The 18299-nt window shown below is 55.5% G+C and carries 18 protein-coding genes and 1 pseudogene; 3 read left to right on the forward strand and 16 right to left on the reverse strand.

The annotated features are described in order from the left end of the window. Positions 1–85 precede the first annotated feature (85 nt). Positions 86–265, forward strand: a complete 180-nt coding sequence (locus GJ1_RS05655; protein WP_066229634.1) for an aspartyl-phosphate phosphatase Spo0E family protein — start codon at positions 86–88, stop codon at positions 263–265. 55 nt (positions 266–320) lie between these two features. On the opposite strand, the gene GJ1_RS05660 is transcribed toward GJ1_RS05655, so the two are convergent. The 8 genes from GJ1_RS05660 to yneA form a co-directional block, all read right to left on the reverse strand. Next, positions 321–2099, reverse strand: coding sequence for an ABC transporter ATP-binding protein (locus GJ1_RS05660; protein WP_066229637.1), 1779 nt, complete (start codon positions 2097–2099; stop codon positions 321–323). A 91-nt stretch (positions 2100–2190) separates the two neighbouring features. Continuing rightward, positions 2191–3930 (reverse strand): ABC transporter transmembrane domain-containing protein, encoded by a 1740-nt coding sequence (locus GJ1_RS05665; RefSeq protein ID WP_066229640.1) that lies wholly within the window; start codon positions 3928–3930, stop codon positions 2191–2193. 124 nt (positions 3931–4054) lie between these two features. Beyond that, complete coding sequence (locus tag GJ1_RS05670; protein WP_033010341.1) at positions 4055–4267, reverse strand: YneF family protein; 213 nt, start codon at positions 4265–4267, stop codon at positions 4055–4057. An 89-nt stretch (positions 4268–4356) separates the two neighbouring features. Continuing rightward, positions 4357–4794 carry a sporulation inhibitor of replication protein SirA gene (gene sirA, locus GJ1_RS05675; protein WP_066229643.1) on the reverse strand — a complete coding sequence of 146 codons (438 nt, stop codon included), beginning with the start codon at positions 4792–4794 and terminating at the stop codon, positions 4357–4359. A 297-nt stretch (positions 4795–5091) separates the two neighbouring features. Continuing rightward, positions 5092–7098, reverse strand: a complete 2007-nt coding sequence (gene tkt / locus GJ1_RS05680; RefSeq protein WP_066229648.1) for a transketolase — start codon at positions 7096–7098, stop codon at positions 5092–5094. Between the two features lie 118 nt (positions 7099–7216). Next, the gene (locus GJ1_RS05685; protein WP_066229651.1) at positions 7217–7447 is read right to left on the reverse strand and encodes a DUF896 domain-containing protein; all 231 of its coding nucleotides are present in this window, start codon (positions 7445–7447) and stop codon (positions 7217–7219) included. A gap of 133 nt (positions 7448–7580) precedes the next feature. Beyond that, positions 7581–8234 (reverse strand): YneB family resolvase-like protein, encoded by a 654-nt coding sequence (locus GJ1_RS05690; protein ID WP_066229654.1) that lies wholly within the window; start codon positions 8232–8234, stop codon positions 7581–7583. A 20-nt stretch (positions 8235–8254) separates the two neighbouring features. Beyond that, the gene (gene yneA, locus GJ1_RS05695) at positions 8255–8560 is read right to left on the reverse strand and encodes a cell division suppressor protein YneA (protein WP_044736882.1); all 306 of its coding nucleotides are present in this window, start codon (positions 8558–8560) and stop codon (positions 8255–8257) included. 152 nt (positions 8561–8712) lie between these two features. Here yneA and lexA point away from each other — a divergent pair, with 152 nt between their 5' ends. Beyond that, a complete protein-coding gene (gene lexA / locus GJ1_RS05700; protein WP_011230827.1) occupies positions 8713–9336 on the forward strand; it encodes a transcriptional repressor LexA in 624 nt (207 codons plus the stop codon). A 61-nt stretch (positions 9337–9397) separates the two neighbouring features. On the opposite strand, the gene glnA is transcribed toward lexA, so the two are convergent. The 4 genes from glnA to hflX form a co-directional block, all read right to left on the reverse strand. Further along, a complete protein-coding gene (glnA, locus tag GJ1_RS05705) occupies positions 9398–10732 on the reverse strand; it encodes a type I glutamate--ammonia ligase (RefSeq protein WP_066229657.1) in 1335 nt (444 codons plus the stop codon). A gap of 40 nt (positions 10733–10772) precedes the next feature. Continuing rightward, on the reverse strand, positions 10773–11174 hold the full coding sequence (locus GJ1_RS05710; protein WP_066229661.1) for a MerR family transcriptional regulator: 402 nt from the start codon (positions 11172–11174) through the stop codon (positions 10773–10775). A gap of 76 nt (positions 11175–11250) precedes the next feature. Then, positions 11251–12522: a methionine gamma-lyase family protein gene (locus GJ1_RS05715; RefSeq protein WP_066229663.1), complete on the reverse strand. Its 1272-nt coding sequence runs from the start codon at positions 12520–12522 to the stop codon at positions 11251–11253. A 13-nt stretch (positions 12523–12535) separates the two neighbouring features. After that, on the reverse strand, positions 12536–13783 hold the full coding sequence (gene hflX / locus GJ1_RS05720; protein ID WP_066229666.1) for a GTPase HflX: 1248 nt from the start codon (positions 13781–13783) through the stop codon (positions 12536–12538). A gap of 158 nt (positions 13784–13941) precedes the next feature. Here hflX and GJ1_RS05725 point away from each other — a divergent pair, with 158 nt between their 5' ends. Continuing rightward, the gene (locus GJ1_RS05725) at positions 13942–14562 is read left to right on the forward strand and encodes a trimeric intracellular cation channel family protein (RefSeq protein ID WP_066229669.1); all 621 of its coding nucleotides are present in this window, start codon (positions 13942–13944) and stop codon (positions 14560–14562) included. 61 nt (positions 14563–14623) lie between these two features. Here the strand turns inward: GJ1_RS05725 and GJ1_RS05730 are convergent. From GJ1_RS05730 to GJ1_RS05745, 4 genes and pseudogenes are all read right to left on the reverse strand, one after another. Further along, positions 14624–15298 (reverse strand): annotated as a pseudogene (locus tag GJ1_RS05730) (DMT family transporter); the annotation flags it as partial. Positions 15299–15396: 98 nt separating this feature from the next. Further along, complete coding sequence (locus GJ1_RS05735; RefSeq protein ID WP_066229672.1) at positions 15397–15966, reverse strand: Uma2 family endonuclease; 570 nt, start codon at positions 15964–15966, stop codon at positions 15397–15399. 166 nt (positions 15967–16132) lie between these two features. After that, positions 16133–17284, reverse strand: coding sequence for a thiolase family protein (locus tag GJ1_RS05740; RefSeq protein ID WP_174520098.1), 1152 nt, complete (start codon positions 17282–17284; stop codon positions 16133–16135). A 151-nt stretch (positions 17285–17435) separates the two neighbouring features. Further along, the gene (locus GJ1_RS05745; protein ID WP_066229675.1) at positions 17436–18287 is read right to left on the reverse strand and encodes a 3-hydroxyacyl-CoA dehydrogenase family protein; all 852 of its coding nucleotides are present in this window, start codon (positions 18285–18287) and stop codon (positions 17436–17438) included. Between the last annotated feature and the right edge of the window lie 12 nt (positions 18288–18299).

An 18299-nucleotide genomic window follows, 5' to 3' on the forward strand; every position in this document is an offset into this window, starting at 1 on the left:
CTTTCTATTTTCCATTTTTGCGTTCATTAGGTAAAATAGTATAAAATACAATACATGATATTCTCATGAAAAGGACGGTTTCTTCGTGCCAAAACGCAACTTGTTGACCTTGATTGAACAAAAACGGATGGAGCTTGTCGACACGGTGGCCAAAACGGGGCTAAACTCAGCGGCGGCCATGAAAATCAGCAAAGAGCTTGACACGTTGCTCAATGCGTATCAACGCGATCAAGTCAAACGGCGAAAGCAAAGCGCCTCCCGCTAGGCAGGACATGGCGCTTTTTCTTTTTGCTCCAAGCATTGGCGTCGAAATGACGCGCTTACACATGGGCGTCGACAAGGCCGTTTTGCAGCAAGTACATTTGGTAGTAAAGCCCTTTTTGCGCCAGCAGCTGCTGATGCGTGCCGCGCTCGACAATTTCGCCGCGATGGAGAACGAAAATTTGATCAGCGTCTTGGATCGTCGATAAACGATGGGCGATGACAATCGTCGTCCGCCCTTTTCGCATGCGGGCAAGCGCATCTTGGATCGCCTCTTCCGTTTCCGTGTCAATATGGGCTGTCGCCTCATCGAGCACCAAAATTTTCGGATCGGCAGCGATCGTGCGGGCAAAGGAAAGAAGCTGGCGCTGGCCGCTTGATAACGTCGCCCCGCGCTCGGCAAGCACGTGGTCGTAGCCGCCGGGCAGCCGCTCAATGAACGCGTCAGCTTGAACGAGCCGGGCGGCCTCCCGAATTTGGTCATCGCTCAATTTTTCGTTATACATGCGGATGTTCTCTTTGACCGTCCCGTAAAACAAAAACGGATCTTGCAAGACAAGGCCGAGGCGGCGGCGCAACTCAGCGCGCGAGTAGTCGCGGATCGAGCGGCCGTCAATCAAAATGTCGCCGCGGTCAAACTCATAAAAGCGCATAAGCAAATTGATGATCGAGCTTTTGCCGCTGCCGGTATGGCCGACAAACGCGACCGTCTGCCCCGGACGGATGACAAACGACAGCCGCTTCAACACATCCCGTTTGCCGTCGTAGGAAAAGCTGACGTCACGAAATTCGATTTCCCCGCGCTCGATCGCATGCGACGACCCATCCGGATTGGCCGGCGCCTCTTCTTGATGATCAAGAAGGGCGAACACGCGAGAGGCGGAAACGATCGCCTGCTGGTAAAGAGACAGGCGCATCATCATTTGCGTCACCGGTTCGAAAAAGCGCTCCAAATAGTTAACAAATGCGTACAGCACGCCGATCTCCACCGGGCTGTCAAACGCCGTGACGCCGAAAAAGCTGAGCACAACCATGATCGACAACATGTACACCATATCGACCGCTGGCCGAAGCAACAGCCCATCAAGCCGGATGTTTTTCATCCCCGCCTTGTAATGCGCTTCATTGACAGCAGCAAACTCTTGATATAAGCGGCGCTGCTGGCGGAACGCCTGAACGATGGCCATCCCTTGCAGCGATTCATTCAATTTGGCGTTCAGTTCGCTCAGCCGTTCGCGCATCTCTTGATAAAACACCGAGCTGTAGCGTCGGTACGTCTTCATAATCAACGCAATGGCCGGAAGAATGAACAGGCAAAACAATGCAAGACGAACGTTGAGCGAAAACATGGCGGCAAACACGCCGATGACAAACAAGCCGTTTTGCACAAACGCCGCGAGGACGCTGATGAACATATCCTTAATCGCTTCCGTATCGTTCGTCACCCGCGAAACGATGCTTCCGCCCGGCGTCCGGTCGAAATAGCTCATTCCGAGCCGGTGCACTTTCGCAAACACATCCATCCGCATCGCTTGAATGACATATAAGGCGAGCCGCTGAAACTCGACAAGCTGGAAGTAGGAAATGATCGTTTTCAAGACGAGCACGCCGAGATAGACGGCGGCCAGCGCCGCCACCGGGCCAAAGTCGAAGCGGCCCGGCACCAAATAGTCATCAATGAACACTTTCACTAAATACGGACCGGCAAGCTCCCCGGTCGTCGCCAACAGAAGAAGCGTAAACGCAAGCGCAGTTTCCTTTTTGTATCTTCCCATATAAGCGAGCAGCCGCCATAAGACGCGCCGCTGTTCTTTCGCCGTCAACGTTCCGTCGTTCATCCGCTTCCTCCTATCTCATAAACAAAACTTATATTTTCAGGCTGTTCGCTCCGCTCGTTTTTGGCGAGAGTTCGGACGTTTAAGGCTGTGGTCACTCCGCAAGCGCCTCAAGCTGCTGGCGCCGGTGCATGTCGCGATACCAGCCGTCTTCAGCCATCAGCTGCCTGTGCGTTCCCGCCTGCACGATTCGCCCCCCGTCAAGGACGAGAATCCAATCGGCATGCTCAACCGCGCTTAAACGATGGGCGGCGATGATCGTCGTTTTTCCGCGCCGCTCCTGTTTGAGCGCCGCTAAAATCCGCGCCTCGGTTTTCGCATCCACAGCCGACAACGCGTCATCAAAAATGAGCACTTCGGGATCGATGAGGAGCGCCCGCGCGATCGACAGCCGCTGTTTTTGCCCGCCGGATAAGGAAACGCCGCGCTCGCCGATGATCGTCTCATACCCATCGGGAAATTGCAAAATGTCATCATGAATGTTGGCCAGCCGCGCCGCTCGGACTATCTCATCCTCTCTTGCTTCCGGTTTCGCAAAAGCGATGTTGTCGCGGATGGAAGTGGAAAACAAAAAATGGTCTTGCGGCACGTAGCCGATCGCCGAACGAAGCGCGGAAAGCGTATAATCGCGGATGTCGCGGCCGCCGAAACGGATCTCGCCATCGTAACCGTCAAACTCGCGCAATAGCAGGCGCAGCAACGTCGTTTTTCCCGCCCCGGTTTTGCCGACGACGCCAAGCGTCGCCCCGCGCTTGAGCCAAAAATGAACATCCGTAAGCGCCGGCTTCGCCTCTCCCGGATAGACAAATTGCCGAATGCGGTATTCAATGTCTCCTTGCGGAGGAACGCCCACGGCATCGGGACGTTCGGTGATTTCATTTTGTTCAGCCAGCAGCGCCCGCACTCGGTCGTACGAGGCGCGCCCGCGCTCAACGATGTTAAACAGCCAGCCGAACGCCAGCATCGGCCAAATGAGCAGGCCAAGGTAGGTCGTAAACGACACGAGCTCGCCAATCGTCAACTCGCCGGCCAGAACCATTTGGCTGCCAAACGCCACAGCGAGAAAAAACGACAGCCCGACAAGCAGCCCGATTGTCGGGTCAAACAAAGCATCAATTTTGGCGACGGCGACGTTTTTCGCCACGACATCTTCGGATTGACGGCGAAACGCCTCAACATCGTGTTCCTCATAACCGAACGCCTTGATGACGCGAATGCCGCTGATGCTTTCTTGCACTTTGTCGTTCAGCGATGAAAACGCCTCTTGCGCCGTCAAAAACCGGCGATGGAGGATCGTTCCATACCGGCTCGTCGCCGCCGCCATCACCGGCAGCGGCAACAGGCTGATAAGCGTCAGCTTCCAGCTGATCGAAAACGTCATCGTCGCCAACACGAACCCGCCAAGCATCACTGAGTCGACAAGCGTCAAAATGCCGCTTCCGGCCGTCTGCTGAATCGCCTGCAAATCGTTCGTCGCATGGGCCATTAAATCGCCGATCCGTTTCCGTTGGTAAAACGACGGCGACATGTTCGTAAAATGTTGGTATAACTCGTTGCGCAGCTGGCGGGCGAGCTTGACCGCGGCGCCGAAAATGCAAATGCGCCAAGCGTAGCGAAGCCCGTAAAGCGCCGCCGCAACCGCGGCAAGGACGGCGATCCAGCGGATGAGCACCCCTTTTGTCATCGTTCCGTTTTTCATATGGTCGACCAACAAGCCGATCACCTTCGGCGGAACGGTCTCCAAAAACGCGACGATGACAAGCACGAAAATGCCGGTGATATACGCCTTCTTTTCTTGGCGGAAAAACCAAAACAAATCGCGAAACACGCTCACGCATCCCGCCCTCCTTTCGTTTGGCTGACGAACAATCGCCATATTATTGTAACAAAACTAGAAAAATTTTGAAAGAACATTTTTGCAAAATAAAAAGACACTCTCGATCGAGTGTCCGTTGCGCTTATTTCAGCTGATTGTTCATCATTTTCATCATTTGATTGATTTTCTTCTGCGACGGCGTCATGCCCATTTGCATCATCATCATCCGGATCATTTGTTCATTGATCGGCGGATTTTTCTTCAAATAATTGATCATCGTTTTGCGGGCGATGAAAAATCCGATCGCCACACCGGCGATGAGCGCCAGCACGCCAACGAGAATCGTACCCCACATAACAGCGATTTTCCTCCTTCTTGTTGTCTCCCTAACAGTGTACTAAACGATGCGCCATTAGACAATATTTCGCGACAAAAATCTTTTCATTACGCAAATTTTCTTCCTTGCGCAGGCGCGGACAGCCAGTAGTAATCGGCAAAATCAGCGTCGACCGCCAAAAACGTCGGCGCCAACCGAGCGAGCGCCCGGCCGATGTCCGCGGCAAGCGGCGCACTGTCAGCGACAAGAAGCAAACGGCGCTTTTGCACGACAAGCAACGCTTCCTCGCCGGCGTCGTTTTGCAAAACAAACATATTGCGCTCCAAATTTTTGCCGACGCGGCCGGCAAAATACTGCTTTAAGCCGAGTTCCAGGCGTGAAAACGACAGCCGTTCGGTGATAAATTCGACTTGCTTGCGGCAGATCGCCTTTAGCGGCGCTTTCGCGTATTGATGCTCACGAAGCAGTTCGACAATTTTTTCCGCCCGATGGCGGTAATGCGACGCCACATCGTCATTCAACAAATAAATCCAATAGCGGACCATGCCCCATCCCCCATTTCTGTTCATCTATTTTCTATTATAGAAAAGGAAAGGGGAAAAATATGTCTATTAACGGCAAGTTTTTTCACTAACATTGTCGATTTTTGTTAGCAACAGCCCTTCCAAATGTCGTAAACAAGCTTTTGCCCTCACACAAACGTGAAAATGCATCCATGTTCTTGAATGCTCCCCCACTTGCACCTACTAGAAGTGTTGAAGTGGAAAGCTTCTCGGCTGGAGATGATAAAAAAGCTGCCCCTGCAACGGTCGCAAGGGCAGTTTGTCTCCACAATCGCCCGATTACTTGCCGAGCAACGCTTTCGTGCGGCGGACGACGTTGTCGACCGTGAAGCCGTACTCAGCCATGATTGTTTCTCCTGGAGCCGAGGCGCCGAACCGATCGATGGCCAAAATGTCGCCCTCGGCGCCGACGTACCGCTCCCAACCGAGCGACGCGCCCATTTCAATGGCAAGCCGCTTCGTCACCGCCGGCGGAAGCACTTCATCGCGGTACGATTTTGGCTGCGCTTCGAAGCGGTCCCACGATGGCATGCTGATGACAGAAACATGGATGCCCTCAGCGGCGAGCGCTTCTTGCGCTTTCACGGCCAGGCCGACTTCCGAGCCGGTCGCCAACAGCAGCGCCTCTGGAGCGCCATTTTTCGCCGTCGAAACGACGTACGCGCCTCTTTTCACGCCTTCATACGCCAATTCAGCCGTTCGCGGCAATGTCGGCACATCTTGACGCGTCAAGACGAGCGCGGTCGGCTTGTCCGTCGATTCGAGCGCCAGCCGCCATGCCGCCGCCGTTTCATTGGCATCAGCCGGTCGGATGACTGACAAGTTCGGCATCGCCCGAAGCGAAGCGAGATGTTCGACCGGCTCGTGCGTCGGGCCGTCTTCGCCGACGGCGATGCTGTCGTGCGTCAAGACGTAGGTGACTGGCAAGCCCATGAGCGCCGCCAAGCGAATCGCCGGACGCAAATAGTCAGAGAACACGAAGAACGTGCCGCCGAACACTTTCAATCCGCCATGGAGCGCCATGCCGTTCAGCGCCGCCCCCATGGCAAACTCGCGCACGCCAAACCAGATGTTGCGGCCTTCGTAACTCCCCGGCAGGAAGTTGCCGCCGCCTTTGATCAAGGTTTTATTCGAGCTCGCCAAGTCAGCCGAACCGCCGATAAACTGCGGCACCGCTTTGGCGATGGCGTTGATCACTTCCCCGGACGATGAGCGGGTCGCTAGGCTTTTTCCTGCTTCGTATACCGGCAAGGACGCCTCCCAGCCGTCCGGAAGCTTCCCTTCAATCGCCCGCTTCAGCTCGGCGGCCAGCTCCGGATGCGCCCGTTCGTACGCGGCGAACTGTTCATTCCATTCCGCTTCTTTTTTCGCTCCCGGCTCTTGCACCGTTTCCCGGAAGTGAGCGTATACTTCTTCCGGCACGTAAAAATCTTCAGCGAACGTCCAGCGGTACGCCTCTTTCGTCAATTTGGCCTCTTCCGCCCCGAGCGGCGCGCCGTGGACGCCGGATGTGCCCGCTTTGTTCGGCGCGCCGTAGCCGATCGTCGTTTTCACTTCAATGAGCGTCGGCCGGCTGAGGTCCGCCCGCGCTTTTTCCAACGCTTTAGCGATTTCTTCAATGTTGTTGCCGTCCTCAACGCGCAAATATTGCCAGCCGTATGCTTGGAAGCGCTGGGCGACGTCTTCCGAGAACGATAAGTTGAGCTCTCCGTCCAGCGAAATGTCGTTCGAGTCATACAAGACGATCAAGCGGCCCAACTTTAAGTGGCCGGCGAGTGACGCGGCTTCGCTCGCCACCCCTTCCATTAAGTCACCGTCGCCGCAAAGGGCGTACGTATAATGGTTGATGATCTCAAACCCGTCGCGGTTGTATGTAGCCGCCAAATGCCGTTCGGCCATGGCCATGCCGACTGCCATCGCGATCCCTTGGCCGAGCGGGCCGGTCGTCGCTTCCACCCCCGGCGTATGACCGTACTCCGGATGGCCCGGCGTTTTGCTTCCCCATTGGCGGAACTGTTTCAAATCCTCCATCGATACATCGTAGCCGCTTAAATGGAGCAAGCTGTACAACAGCATCGACCCGTGCCCGGCGGACAAGACAAACCGGTCGCGGTTGAACCAGTTCGGATTCGCCGGATTATGGTTCATAAATTTCGTCCAAAGCGTGTACGCCATCGGCGCCGCACCCATCGGCATGCCCGGATGCCCAGATTTTGCTTTTTCGATCGCGTCAATGGACAGCGTGCGAATCGTCGTAATCGCCAACTCCTCGATTGAATGCGCCATCGTCTTCCTCCTTTTCATCAACATGGTGTCATTTACTATCATATAGAAAATGGGCTTGCTTGTACAACGTTTCTTTTCTCTTTCAGTGCAAACGAAGCGCCGTCTGTTTTCCCACGCCTTAATGGAAGCGCCGCCGCTGGCTTTCCTTCAACTTTTTCGGCGTCACGTCGTTGCCGTTCGGGTCGATGATCGTCACCGAATGGAGCATATCGGTCATCGTCTTGCGGAACGCCTGAATGTATTCGCGGCGAAGCTTCGCCTGCTCGAACACCTCTTCGGCCGACAAACCGGCCGTTTTCGCTTTTTTCGCCAGTTCGTTGATGCGGGCTAATTTATGTTTGGCAAGCATTGGTCATCTTCTCCTATCTGCCATATTCTCATTCTGTTTTATCTTATCTGATCAAGCGGGAAGATGGCAACGATGGCATCTTGATAGTCTTCCTTCACCTGTTCGCTGCTTTACGGCCAGGCGCAGCACACGTTCAACGCCGCCCTTGTTGCTCGTCCATATATTCCTGGTAACGGCGATGGACGGTCGCCTTGGACGCCTCGTAGCCAAAGCTTTGCAGCGTCGCGGCGATGTCGGCAAACGTTAAGCCGCGTTCGCGTAAGCGGACGATCTCCTCTACCGGCAGCTCGATTCGGTCGCGCCCGGCGTTTTCGCCCCGGCGCCTTAAGTTCCGCTCCGGCCGGTAGCCGCGAGCGATGGCCCGCTGCATGCCGCGCCGAATTTTCGCGTTATGGATTTTCCGCTGGTACTCCTCGACAATAGCGATGATGGATAACACCATCTCATCGGCCTCCGACAGCGGCATCTCCCCGCGGTGGCTGGCGCTGTATATTTTCACCCCTGTTTTTTTCAAGCAATGCAGCAACGCCATGCGTGCATGGCCACGCCCGAGCCGCGTTTCGTCTTGAATGAGCAGTACATCGACCTTGCCTTCCTCGCAAAGCGAAAGCAGCTCCAATACGCCGTCGCGATCGACTTCATAGCCGCTCGCCTGCTCAGCGATCACTTTGACGACTTCCAATCCACACTCGGCCGCCAGCCGCTCGAGCTCATCGCGCTGCCTCGCGAGCGACGTCTCCTGTTCGACTTTGTCCGTACTGACGCGGCAGTAAATGACCGCCCTCATGATCCATCCCTTCTTTCCGGTCACTGATTGACGGCCACCGAGCCGCCCTGCTTTGATTTTAACACAGGAATGACGATCCGTTCACCGGCGGCAAGGCGCGGACTCGGCAAATGGTTGACATCCATGACCCAGCGGATGAACTCATCAGGCGGCATATTGTGCTCCTGCTCGTACTGTTTCGCCAGCCCCCAAAGCGTGTCGCCAGGAGCGACCGTGATCGCCACGTATTCTTTTTTGTCAATTGGACTGCCGGCATAGACGAACCCCGCCAGCATGAGCGCAAACAAAAATGAAAACAGAAAGTAATGCAGCAACGTTTTCCCCATTTCCCCCACCCTTTTCCAGAATGTTTGTTCGCTTGCTTTCATTATAGCCAAGAACATTTGTTTGTGTCAATAAAAAATTCGAACTTATGTTTGTTTTTTCATCTTCCGCATGGTATAATGAAGGCAAACGATGTGGCGAGAGGTGTTAAAGAATGACGAAACTATCGAAACGGCAACAGCAAATTTTAGAGTTTATTAAACAGGAAGTAAAAACAAAGGGCTATCCTCCGTCGGTGCGGGAAATCGGGGAAGCGGTCGGGTTGGCGTCAAGTTCGACCGTCCACGGGCACCTTGCGCGCTTAGAGAGCAAAGGGTACATCCGCCGCGACCCGACGAAGCCGCGCGCCATTGAAATTTTGGACAACGACATGGCCAAGGAGAGAGAAAAAGAGGAGATCATCTCGGTGCCGATCATCGGCAAGGTGACGGCCGGCCAGCCCATTACAGCTGTGGAAAACATCGAAGGCTACTTTCCGCTGCCGAAGCGGCTCGCCGCCGGTGAAGAGCAGCTGTTTATGCTTGAGGTGATGGGCGACAGCATGATCGAAGCCGGCATTTTAGACGGCGACTACGTCATCGTCCGCCAGCAGTCATCGGCGAACAACGGCGATATCGTCGTCGCCATGACGGAAGACAACGAGGCGACAGTGAAGCGGTTTTTCAAGGAAAAAGATCATATCCGCCTGCAGCCGGAAAACGCCCATCTTGAACCAATCATCGTCCGCGACTGCACGATTCTCGGCAAAGTGATCGGCGTTTATCGCCTGTTCGACTGACTCGAGCCGGCTTGCGTCCAGCAAAAAAGCTGCCCTGCAAACAGGGCAGCTTTTTTGCAAATCAGTAGAGTTCCATATATTGGTCCAATTCCCATTGATGAACCGTCGTCCGATACATATCCCACTCGATTTCTTTCGCTTCGACGAAATGCTCGAATAAATGTTTGCCGAGCGCTTGGATGATCACTTCGTCCGATTTCAAATTTTCGATCGCTTCGATAAGCGTCGCCGGCAAATCGACGATGCCTTCTTCGAGCCGTTCTTCTTTTGTCATGACGTAAATGTTTCGGTCCACCGGCGCTGGAGGAGTGAGTTTGTTGCGAATGCCGTCAAGCCCCGCAGCCAACAGCACTGCCATCGCCAAGTACGGGTTGGCCGACGGGTCGACGCTGCGCACCTCAATGCGCGTGCTCATGCCGCGCGAAGCTGGAATGCGGATGAGCGGGCTGCGGTTGCGCGCCGACCAAGCGACATAGCACGGCGCTTCATAGCCCGGAACAAGCCGTTTGTACGAGTTGACCGTAGGATTCGTCACCGCCGTAAAGTTCGGCGCATGCTTCAGCACGCCGGCGATGAACTGGAGCGCCGTCTCGCTCAGCTGCAGATCGGCGTTCGGATCGAAAAAGGCGTTTTCGCCGTTGCGGAACAGCGACAAGTTGCAGTGCATCCCCGAACCGTTGATGCCGAAAATCGGCTTTGGCATGAACGTCGCGTGCAGCCCGTGTTTGCGGGCGATCGTTTTGACGACGAGCTTAAACGTTTGAATGTCGTCGCACGCTTTGATGGCATCGGCATATTTAAAATCGATCTCATGCTGGCCCGGGGCGACTTCATGGTGCGACGCCTCGATTTCAAAGCCCATTTCCTCGAGTTCAAGTACGATGTCGCGCCGGCAGTTTTCCCCGAGATCCGTCGGCGCCAAGTCAAAATAGCCGCCGCGGTCGTTCAGCTCCATCGTCGGATGCCCTTTTTCATCGAGCTTGAAGAGGAAAAACTCCGGCTCCGCCCCTAAGTTGAACGCCGTGAAGCCGAGCGCTTCCATCTCTTTTAGCATCCGCTTCAAGTTGTAGCGTGGGCAGCCTTCAAACGGCGTGCCGTCCGGATTGTAAATGTCGCAAATGAAGCGAGCGACTTTTCCTTTTTCTGAGGTCCACGGGAAAATGACGAACGTATCCAAGTCCGGATACAAATACATGTCCGATTCTTCAATGCGCACAAACCCTTCGATCGATGACCCGTCGAACATCATTTTGTTGTTGAGCGCTTTTTCAAGCTGGCTGATCGGAATTTCCACGTTTTTGATCGTGCCTAAAATGTCGGTAAATTGCAAGCGAATGTATTTGACGTTTTCTTCTTTGACGATGCGCATAATGTCTTCGCGCGTATATTTTGCCATGATTCAAACTCCTCCCCGGCTCCGAAATCATTTCCCATCATTAGTGAAAGAAGCGAGCGAGATCTCCTTGGCGAAGCGATGCGCGCTGGAACCGTCCGGCCTGCAGCAGCTCCGTACGCAAAATTTCCCGCAGCTCCTCGTCCGACAACTTCGGCTTGCCCACTTTGTCGATCTTTTCTGGCTGCTCGCGGCGCCCTTCTTGTCGAGCAGCAAAAATTCGCTTGATGCCAGCCAAATTGACGCCTTGGTCGATCAAATCTTTAATTTCCAGCAAACGGTCGATGTCGTTGAGCGAAAAAAGCCGCCGGTTGCCTTCCGTACGCGCCGGCGTGACGAGGCCATGTTCTTCATAATAGCGGATTTGCCGGGCCGATAAGTCGGTCAGCTGCATCACAATCCCAATCGGAAACAATGGCATGGAACGTCGAATGTTGCTGCTCATGCCAATTCCTCCTCGCTTTTAATACCTTTATTTTATCATAATGTCAAAAAATCAGTCAATGAAACGTCATCTTTTCTCACAAACTAATCAACTGCCGTTCAAGGAGGCGATGAACAGCAGAACAGACAGCGATTTTCACGTGTGAATACGTCAAGCCCCCTTGGACATATGCAACGTATGGCGGGCGCAGCGGACCGTCCGCGGTCAGCTCGATGCTCGCTCCTTGCACGAACGTGCCGGCGGCCATGATCACTTTGTCTTCATAGCCGGGCATGTCGCTCGGATACGGAGTGAAATGGGCGTTCACCGGCGAAAACGCTTGAATGGCTTGGCAAAAAGCGACCATCTGCTCCGGATCGTCAAAGCGAACGGACTGCACAAGATCCGTGCGCTTCTCATCCCATGCCGGCGACGTCTCAAGACCGATCCGTTCAAGCATCGCCGCGGTGAACACCGCTCCCTTGAGCGCTTGGCCGACGATGTGCGGGGCGAGGAAAAACCCTTGGTACATCTCAAGCAGACTGTACAGCGACGGGCCGACTTCGGCGCCGATGCCTGGGGACGTCATCCGATAGGCGCACGCCTCGACGTATTCCCGCTTGCCGACGATGTAACCGCCCGTTTTCGCTAGACCCCCGCCTGGATTTTTAATGAGCGAGCCGGCCATCAAATCAGCGCCAACATGGCATGGCTCTTTCTCTTCGACGAACTCACCGTAGCAGTTGTCAACAAACACGACGACATCCGGTTTGATCGACTTGACGAATGCAATCATGTTGCCGATCTCTTCGACAGTAAACGACGGTCGAGTCGCATAGCCGCGCGAGCGCTGAATGCCGATCATTTTCGTCCGCTCGTGGATCGCTTCGCGAACAGCTGGAAAGTCGACTGATCCGTCTTCTGTAAGCGGCACGCTCCGGTAGCTGATTTGAAATTCTTTCAACGAACCGATGCCGCGGCCGCGGACGCCGACGATTTCCTCAAGCGTATCGTACGGAGCGCCGGTGATGTAAAGCAATTCATCCCCCGGGCGCAAAATGCCGAACAAAGCGATGGCGATCGCATGCGTGCCGGAAATGATTTGTGGCCGTACAAGGCCTGCTTCGGCGCCGAAGACGTCGGCGTAAATGCGGTCGAGCGTATCACGGCCGGTATCGTCATAGCCATAGCCGGTCGACGGGATGAAATGGCCGTCGCTCACTTGATGGCGGCGGAAGCTCTCAAGCACGCGGTATTGATTCGCATCAACCAATTTGTCGATGCGACGGTGAATCGGTGCGATTTGCGCTTCGATTTCCTCGACGAGAGCAGCGATCGTTTCTCCGTGTTTCCATTGCGTCCAAAACATAGATGAACCCTTTCTATCGTTGGAATGGTTGCAGCTCCCCGTACAGCGGGTGCGTCGGCAACACGTACCCTTGGCAGTCGTACGTGCCCCCTTGCTCATTATAATGCCATTCGTGCAAAATCGTGTCCGTTTTTAACCGGGCAAGCAATTTTCCTTCGCCGCTTGGGATCGACACGTCGTAACGGGCCATTTGCTGTTTCACCGCCGCTTCAAGAAAATAGCGGAGCCGATCGATGTCGACGGCGGAAAGCGCGCTCATCACGATGGAAGCAGTCGTTGTCGGAATGAATTCCGGCGTTTTTTGATCGCTTTTATTGTACACCGTGACCATTGGAATGGAAGAAGCCCCTAGTTCAGCGAGCAGCCGCGACACCGTCCGCTCGTGCGCGGCGTAGTCCGGATGCGACGAATCGACGACATGGAGCAACAAATCGGCCTCTTTCACTTCCTCAAGCGTCGAGCGGAACGCGGCGACGAGCGTCGTCGGCAAGTCTTGGATGAACCCAACCGTATCGGTGACAAGCACCGTGTAGCCGCATGGCAAGACGCATTTGCGCGTCAATGGGTCAAGCGTTGCAAACAGCAAATTTTCCTCGAACGAATCCGCGGCGGTCAGCCGGTTGAAGATCGTTGATTTGCCGGCGTTCGTGTAACCGACGAGCGCAACTTGAAACGCTTGGTTTTTTTGCCGGCGCTCGCGGTACCGCCCGCGATGCTCGGCGATGCGCCGCAGCTCAGCTTTAATGTCGTCAATGCGTCGGCGAATATGGCGGCGGTCGGTCTCCAGCTTCGTTTCCCCCGGACCGCGCGTCCCAATGCCGCCGCCCAAGCGGGATAACGCCTCTCCTTGGCCGCTAAGGCGCGGCAGCATATACTCCAGCTGGGCGAGCTCGACTTGCAGCTTCCCTTCTTTCGAACGGGCGCGTTGAGCAAAAATGTCTAAAATAAGCTGCGTCCGGTCAATCACTTTCACATCGCCAAGCATTCTTGTCAAATTGCGCGCTTGGCTTGGAGAGAGCTCGCTGTTGAAAATGACGACGTCCGGTTCCAGCTGCTTGACCAACGCGGCGAGCTCTTCCGTTTTCCCTTTGCCGATATAGGTCGCCGGGTGCGGCGCCTCGCGCTTTTGCACGAGTTCGGCCGCGACTTCGCCGTTTGCCGTCGCAACGAGCGAAGCGAGCTCTTCCATCGAATAGCGAAACCGTTCATCGTCGACGCCGGCGAGCTGGCAGCCGACAATAATCGCTTGTTCGCGGCTCATGACATCCCTTCCTTTCCTTTTCGGCGAACATGTTATCTGTGTCCATGATACCAAATTTCACCGACAGTCTGCTAGTTCGTTCCAAAAAAACGATTGATTTTCCGCCGCTTTTGCCTCTACAATGATACAAGAACACCGCACGGAAAGGAACAGCAAGAATGACCTGGGAAGTATTGAGCATTATCGGCACGGTCGCGTTTGCCATCAGCGGGGCGATCGTGGCGATGGAAGAGGAGTACGATTTGCTTGGGGTGTACATTTTAGGGATCGTCACCGCCTTTGGCGGCGGGGCGGTGCGCAATTTGCTGATCGGGGTTCCCGTGTCGGCGTTATGGGAACAAGGGCCGCTCTTTCTTGTCGCCTTAGTCTCGATGACAATCGTCTATTTATTCCCAAAGCAAATGCTGCCGCCGTGGAAGCGGTGGGGCAACTTTTTTGACGCCCTCGGGCTGTCGGCGTTTGCCATCCAAGGAGCGCTGTATGCCGTCAAAATGGGGCATCCGTTAAGTGCGGTCATCGTCGCCGCTGTGTTGACCGGAAGCGGCGGCGGCATCATCCGCGACGTGCTCGCCGGACGGAAGCCGCTTGTGCTGCATGCGGAAATTTACGCCGTCTGGGCCATTCTCGCCGGCCTCGCCATCGGGCTGAAATGGGCCGAGTCGCCCGTTGAGCTGTATGTGCTGTTTATCGCCGTGGCCGCTTTGCGCATTTTGTCATACGCGTACGGCTGGAAGCTGCCGCGCCGAGCGGTTGGGGAGAAAGCGAAAGGGCAGACATAAGTAGCGGCGGACAATGAGAAAACCGTCAGAGACAACAGCTCCTCATCAATCGGCATGACATTGTCAGTATAGTATGAAGATACAACACTCCAAGGGCGACGGGAACGCTCCAATGGCTCGCAGCAAGCCCCGGCCCTTCGGTGAGCATCATCGGCGTCATGCCGATAAACGCAGTGAAAATAGCGTACGTGGTGATCGAAAACACGGACAGGCGGGCCGACGCCATTTTGACAAGCACCGACAACAGCGCCCAGGTGACCGCCGCGCCGACTAAAGCCATATTTCCGGCAAGCGTCGATTCCCCGCCGCCTCCAAGTCCGACGATGACGATCACCCCGGATGTCGCCAACAACAACGCAACAAGCTTCCGCCATGTGAGCGCTTCGCCGAGCAGCCAGCGGGCAAACAGCACGACAAACGTCGGCGTCGAGGCGGTAATGAGCGAAGCGGTATGGGCATTTGACCATTTCGTGCCGACAAACTGCAACGAAATGGAGACGACGTAGCCGATCGCTCCGATGGCAATGACTAAACCCCAATCGCGCCTGTTTTTCGGCGGGTGCTCCCGTTTCACAACAGCAATTACGCCAAGCACGATCAAGGCGACGGCGTAGCGCAGCCAGACGAGCGTAAATGGCGGGATGAATTCAAGGACGTATTTGCTGACGACATACATCCCGCCCCAAATGCTAGCGGCAAGCGATAAATACAAGGAAGCGAGAACGGGTTGTTTCATGGCATGGATCCCCTTCGGCTTTTTGTCTATTTAGAGGCCGCAACTTTTTTCGCAAAAGCCACCCTGGCAAAGCGACACAAAAACCTTTGCCAGCTGCATTACACTTCGCTTTCTTCCGGAGGAAACACCGGGGCGAGCGAAACGGTTAAATCCGGCTGCCAAAAGGAAACGAGTTCATCGCTCGGTCCGAAGACAGCTCGCTGTTGAAATCGCCCGTCTTGCCGGCTGAACACTTCGACTGTCCAGTTGCTCGGATCCACAATCCAATATTCACGCACCCCATGTTTTTCGTATAAATGGTACTTCTGGTTTCGATCGCGTAAGGCGGTGCTTGGCGACAGAACCTCAACAATCAGATCGGGAGCTCCTTTCATTCGACGGCTGCGGATTTGCTCAGTCCGGCAGACGACCGATAAATCCGGCTGAACGACTGTTTTCGCCGTCCGTTCCGGCTCTTCGGGATCAAGCTGAATGTCAAACGGGGAAAGGATGACATGGCAGCCGCGCGCTTGGAAATACGAAGCTAAAGCCAAGTGCAGCTGTCCAACAACATATTGGTGCGCAAACGAAGGAGAAGCCAGTAAGTATGGAACACCATCAATCAGTTCCCAATTTCCTTCCCAATTTTCAATATCACTATACGTGTAAAACGGTTTCTCCTTTTGCACAGAGCTCCCCCTTTCACTTTGTTTTCTTTCATCTTATCACACGGCTTCGACTCCGTCCTATATTTTTGATTTTCCCATCACGAAAGAAAAAAACAGCGGCCCGGCGGCTTGCTGGCCGCCACCGCTGTCCAATGCTTCGTCAAGATGCTTTTTTCACGCCTTGCTCTTACTCCCGCTCGATGATCGTGGCCGTCGCCATCCCGTGGCCGATGCAAATCGTCAATAGCCCATAGCGGCCGCCGCGCCGTTCAAGTTCATGGACGAGCGACGTCATGAGCTTCGCACCGGTCGCGCCGAGCGGATGGCCGAGCGCGATGGCGCCGCCGTTGACGTTCACCTTCGAAAGCGGGGCGCCGATTTCCTTTTGCCAGGCAAGTACGACCGGGGCGAACGCTTCGTTGATTTCAATGAGGTCGATGTCATCGATCGCGAGGCCCGCTTTTTTCAGCACTTGCCGCGTCGCCGGGATGACGCCATCAAGCATGTACGTCGGGTCGGAGCCGACGACCGTCTGCGCGACGATGCGCGCTTTCGGCTTCAGCCCGAACCGCCTCGCCGCCTCCCGTTCCATTAAAAGCACAGCGGCCGCCCCGTCGCTCATTTGACTCGCATTGCCGGCGGTGATGAGGCCGTCTTCTTGAAACACCGGCTTGAGCGAAGCGAGCGCTTCCGGAGATGTATCCGCCCGCGGCCCTTCGTCATCAACGACGAGCATCTCGCGGCCGTCGCGGTCAAGCCCTTTCACCGGGACGATTTCGGCGCGAAACTTCCCTTCGCGCTGAGCAGCCAAGGCGCGTCGATGGCTTTCGTACGCGTAGGCGTCAAGCTCTTCGCGCGTCAAGCCGTATTTTTTCGCAATCCGCTCAGCGGAGACGCCTTGGTGGATGAATTCGTATTTTTCATGAAGCGACGGCGGAATCGTCCGATCGTTGCCATCGCTTAAAATCGGCACTTTCGTCATGCTTTCGACCCCGGCCGCGATCGTGACATCCATATCCCCGGAGCGGATTTCCTGGGCGGCGAAATGGATCGCCTGCTGCCCCGAGCCGCACATTCGATTGATTTGCACGGCGGGCACTTCGACTGGAAACCCGGCCTCAAGCGCCGCCAGCCGGCCGATGTTGTATCCTTGTTCGGCGATCGGCGTCACGCAGCCCATGACGATGTCTTCGACCACCCGCTTGTCGATGCCGGCCCGGCGCACGACTTCATCAAGCACCACCGCGGCCAAATGGACCGGATGAACGTCCCGGAAGACGCCGTTCCGCTTGCCGACCGGCGTCCTGACCGCTTCGACAATGACCGCTTCACGCACCATTTTCTCCCCCTTGTTGTTTTTTTGTCATCGCCATGCCTTGACGGTGCAAACCGCACCTTTTATCCAATGGCGCCCGCCGACCGATAAGCCGCGGGCGCCGCCAAATTGGCATGTTTCTGCTCTCATTGCTCTGCCTGTGAGATGCGCCTGTTCATTTTGTATACGTATAAAACCCTTTCCCCGTCTTCCGCCCTAAATGCCCGGCTTCGACGAGCTTGCGCAAAAGCTGCGGCGCCCGGAATCGGTCGCCGTATGCTTCCGTCATGTTTTCGCTCACAAACAGGAGCGTATCGAGCCCGACCATGTCGGCTAGCTCAAAGGGCCCCATCGGATAATTGAGGCCAAGCCGCACCGCTTTATCGATGTCTTCCGCTGAGGCAACCCCTTCTTCGTACATGCGGATGCACTCGATCATATGGGCGGCAAGCGCCCGCGTTGTCACAAACCCTTGCCGGTCTTTCACGACGACCGTTTCTTTGCCAAACTCTTCGGACAGCCGGCGGATGGCGTCGACTGTGTCGTCGGAAGTCGTCTCACCTTTCACAATTTCGATCAACTTCATCACTGGCGCCGGATTGAACCAATGCATGCCGATGACGTTCTCCGGCCGGTTGGTCGCGGCGGCAAGCGCCGTAACGCTCAACTCCGATGTGTTGGTCGCCAAAATGGCGTTCGGCTTCGCCAGTTGATCAAGCCGCTGAAACACGTCTTTTTTCAGCGCCAAGTTTTCCGGCACTGCTTCGATGACGACATCCGCCCCGCGCACCGCTTCGGCCAAATCGACGGTCGAGCGGATGCGCCCAAGTGCTGCCGCTGCCTCCGGCTCGGACAGCTCGCCGGCTTTGACAAAGCGGCGCAAGCTTTTTTCCGCCGAAGCGAGCCCGTTTTGCAAGGCCGCTTCAGACACATCATACAAATGCACCGTTTTTCCCGCCATCGCCGCCGTTTGCGCGATGCCGCTTCCCATCACCCCGGCGCCGATGACGGCAATCGTTTCTGCCACGGTGTTCGCCTC

Source organism: Geobacillus jurassicus NBRC 107829 (assembly GCF_001544315.1).
In the GTDB taxonomy this organism is placed as follows: domain Bacteria; phylum Bacillota; class Bacilli; order Bacillales; family Anoxybacillaceae; genus Geobacillus; species Geobacillus jurassicus.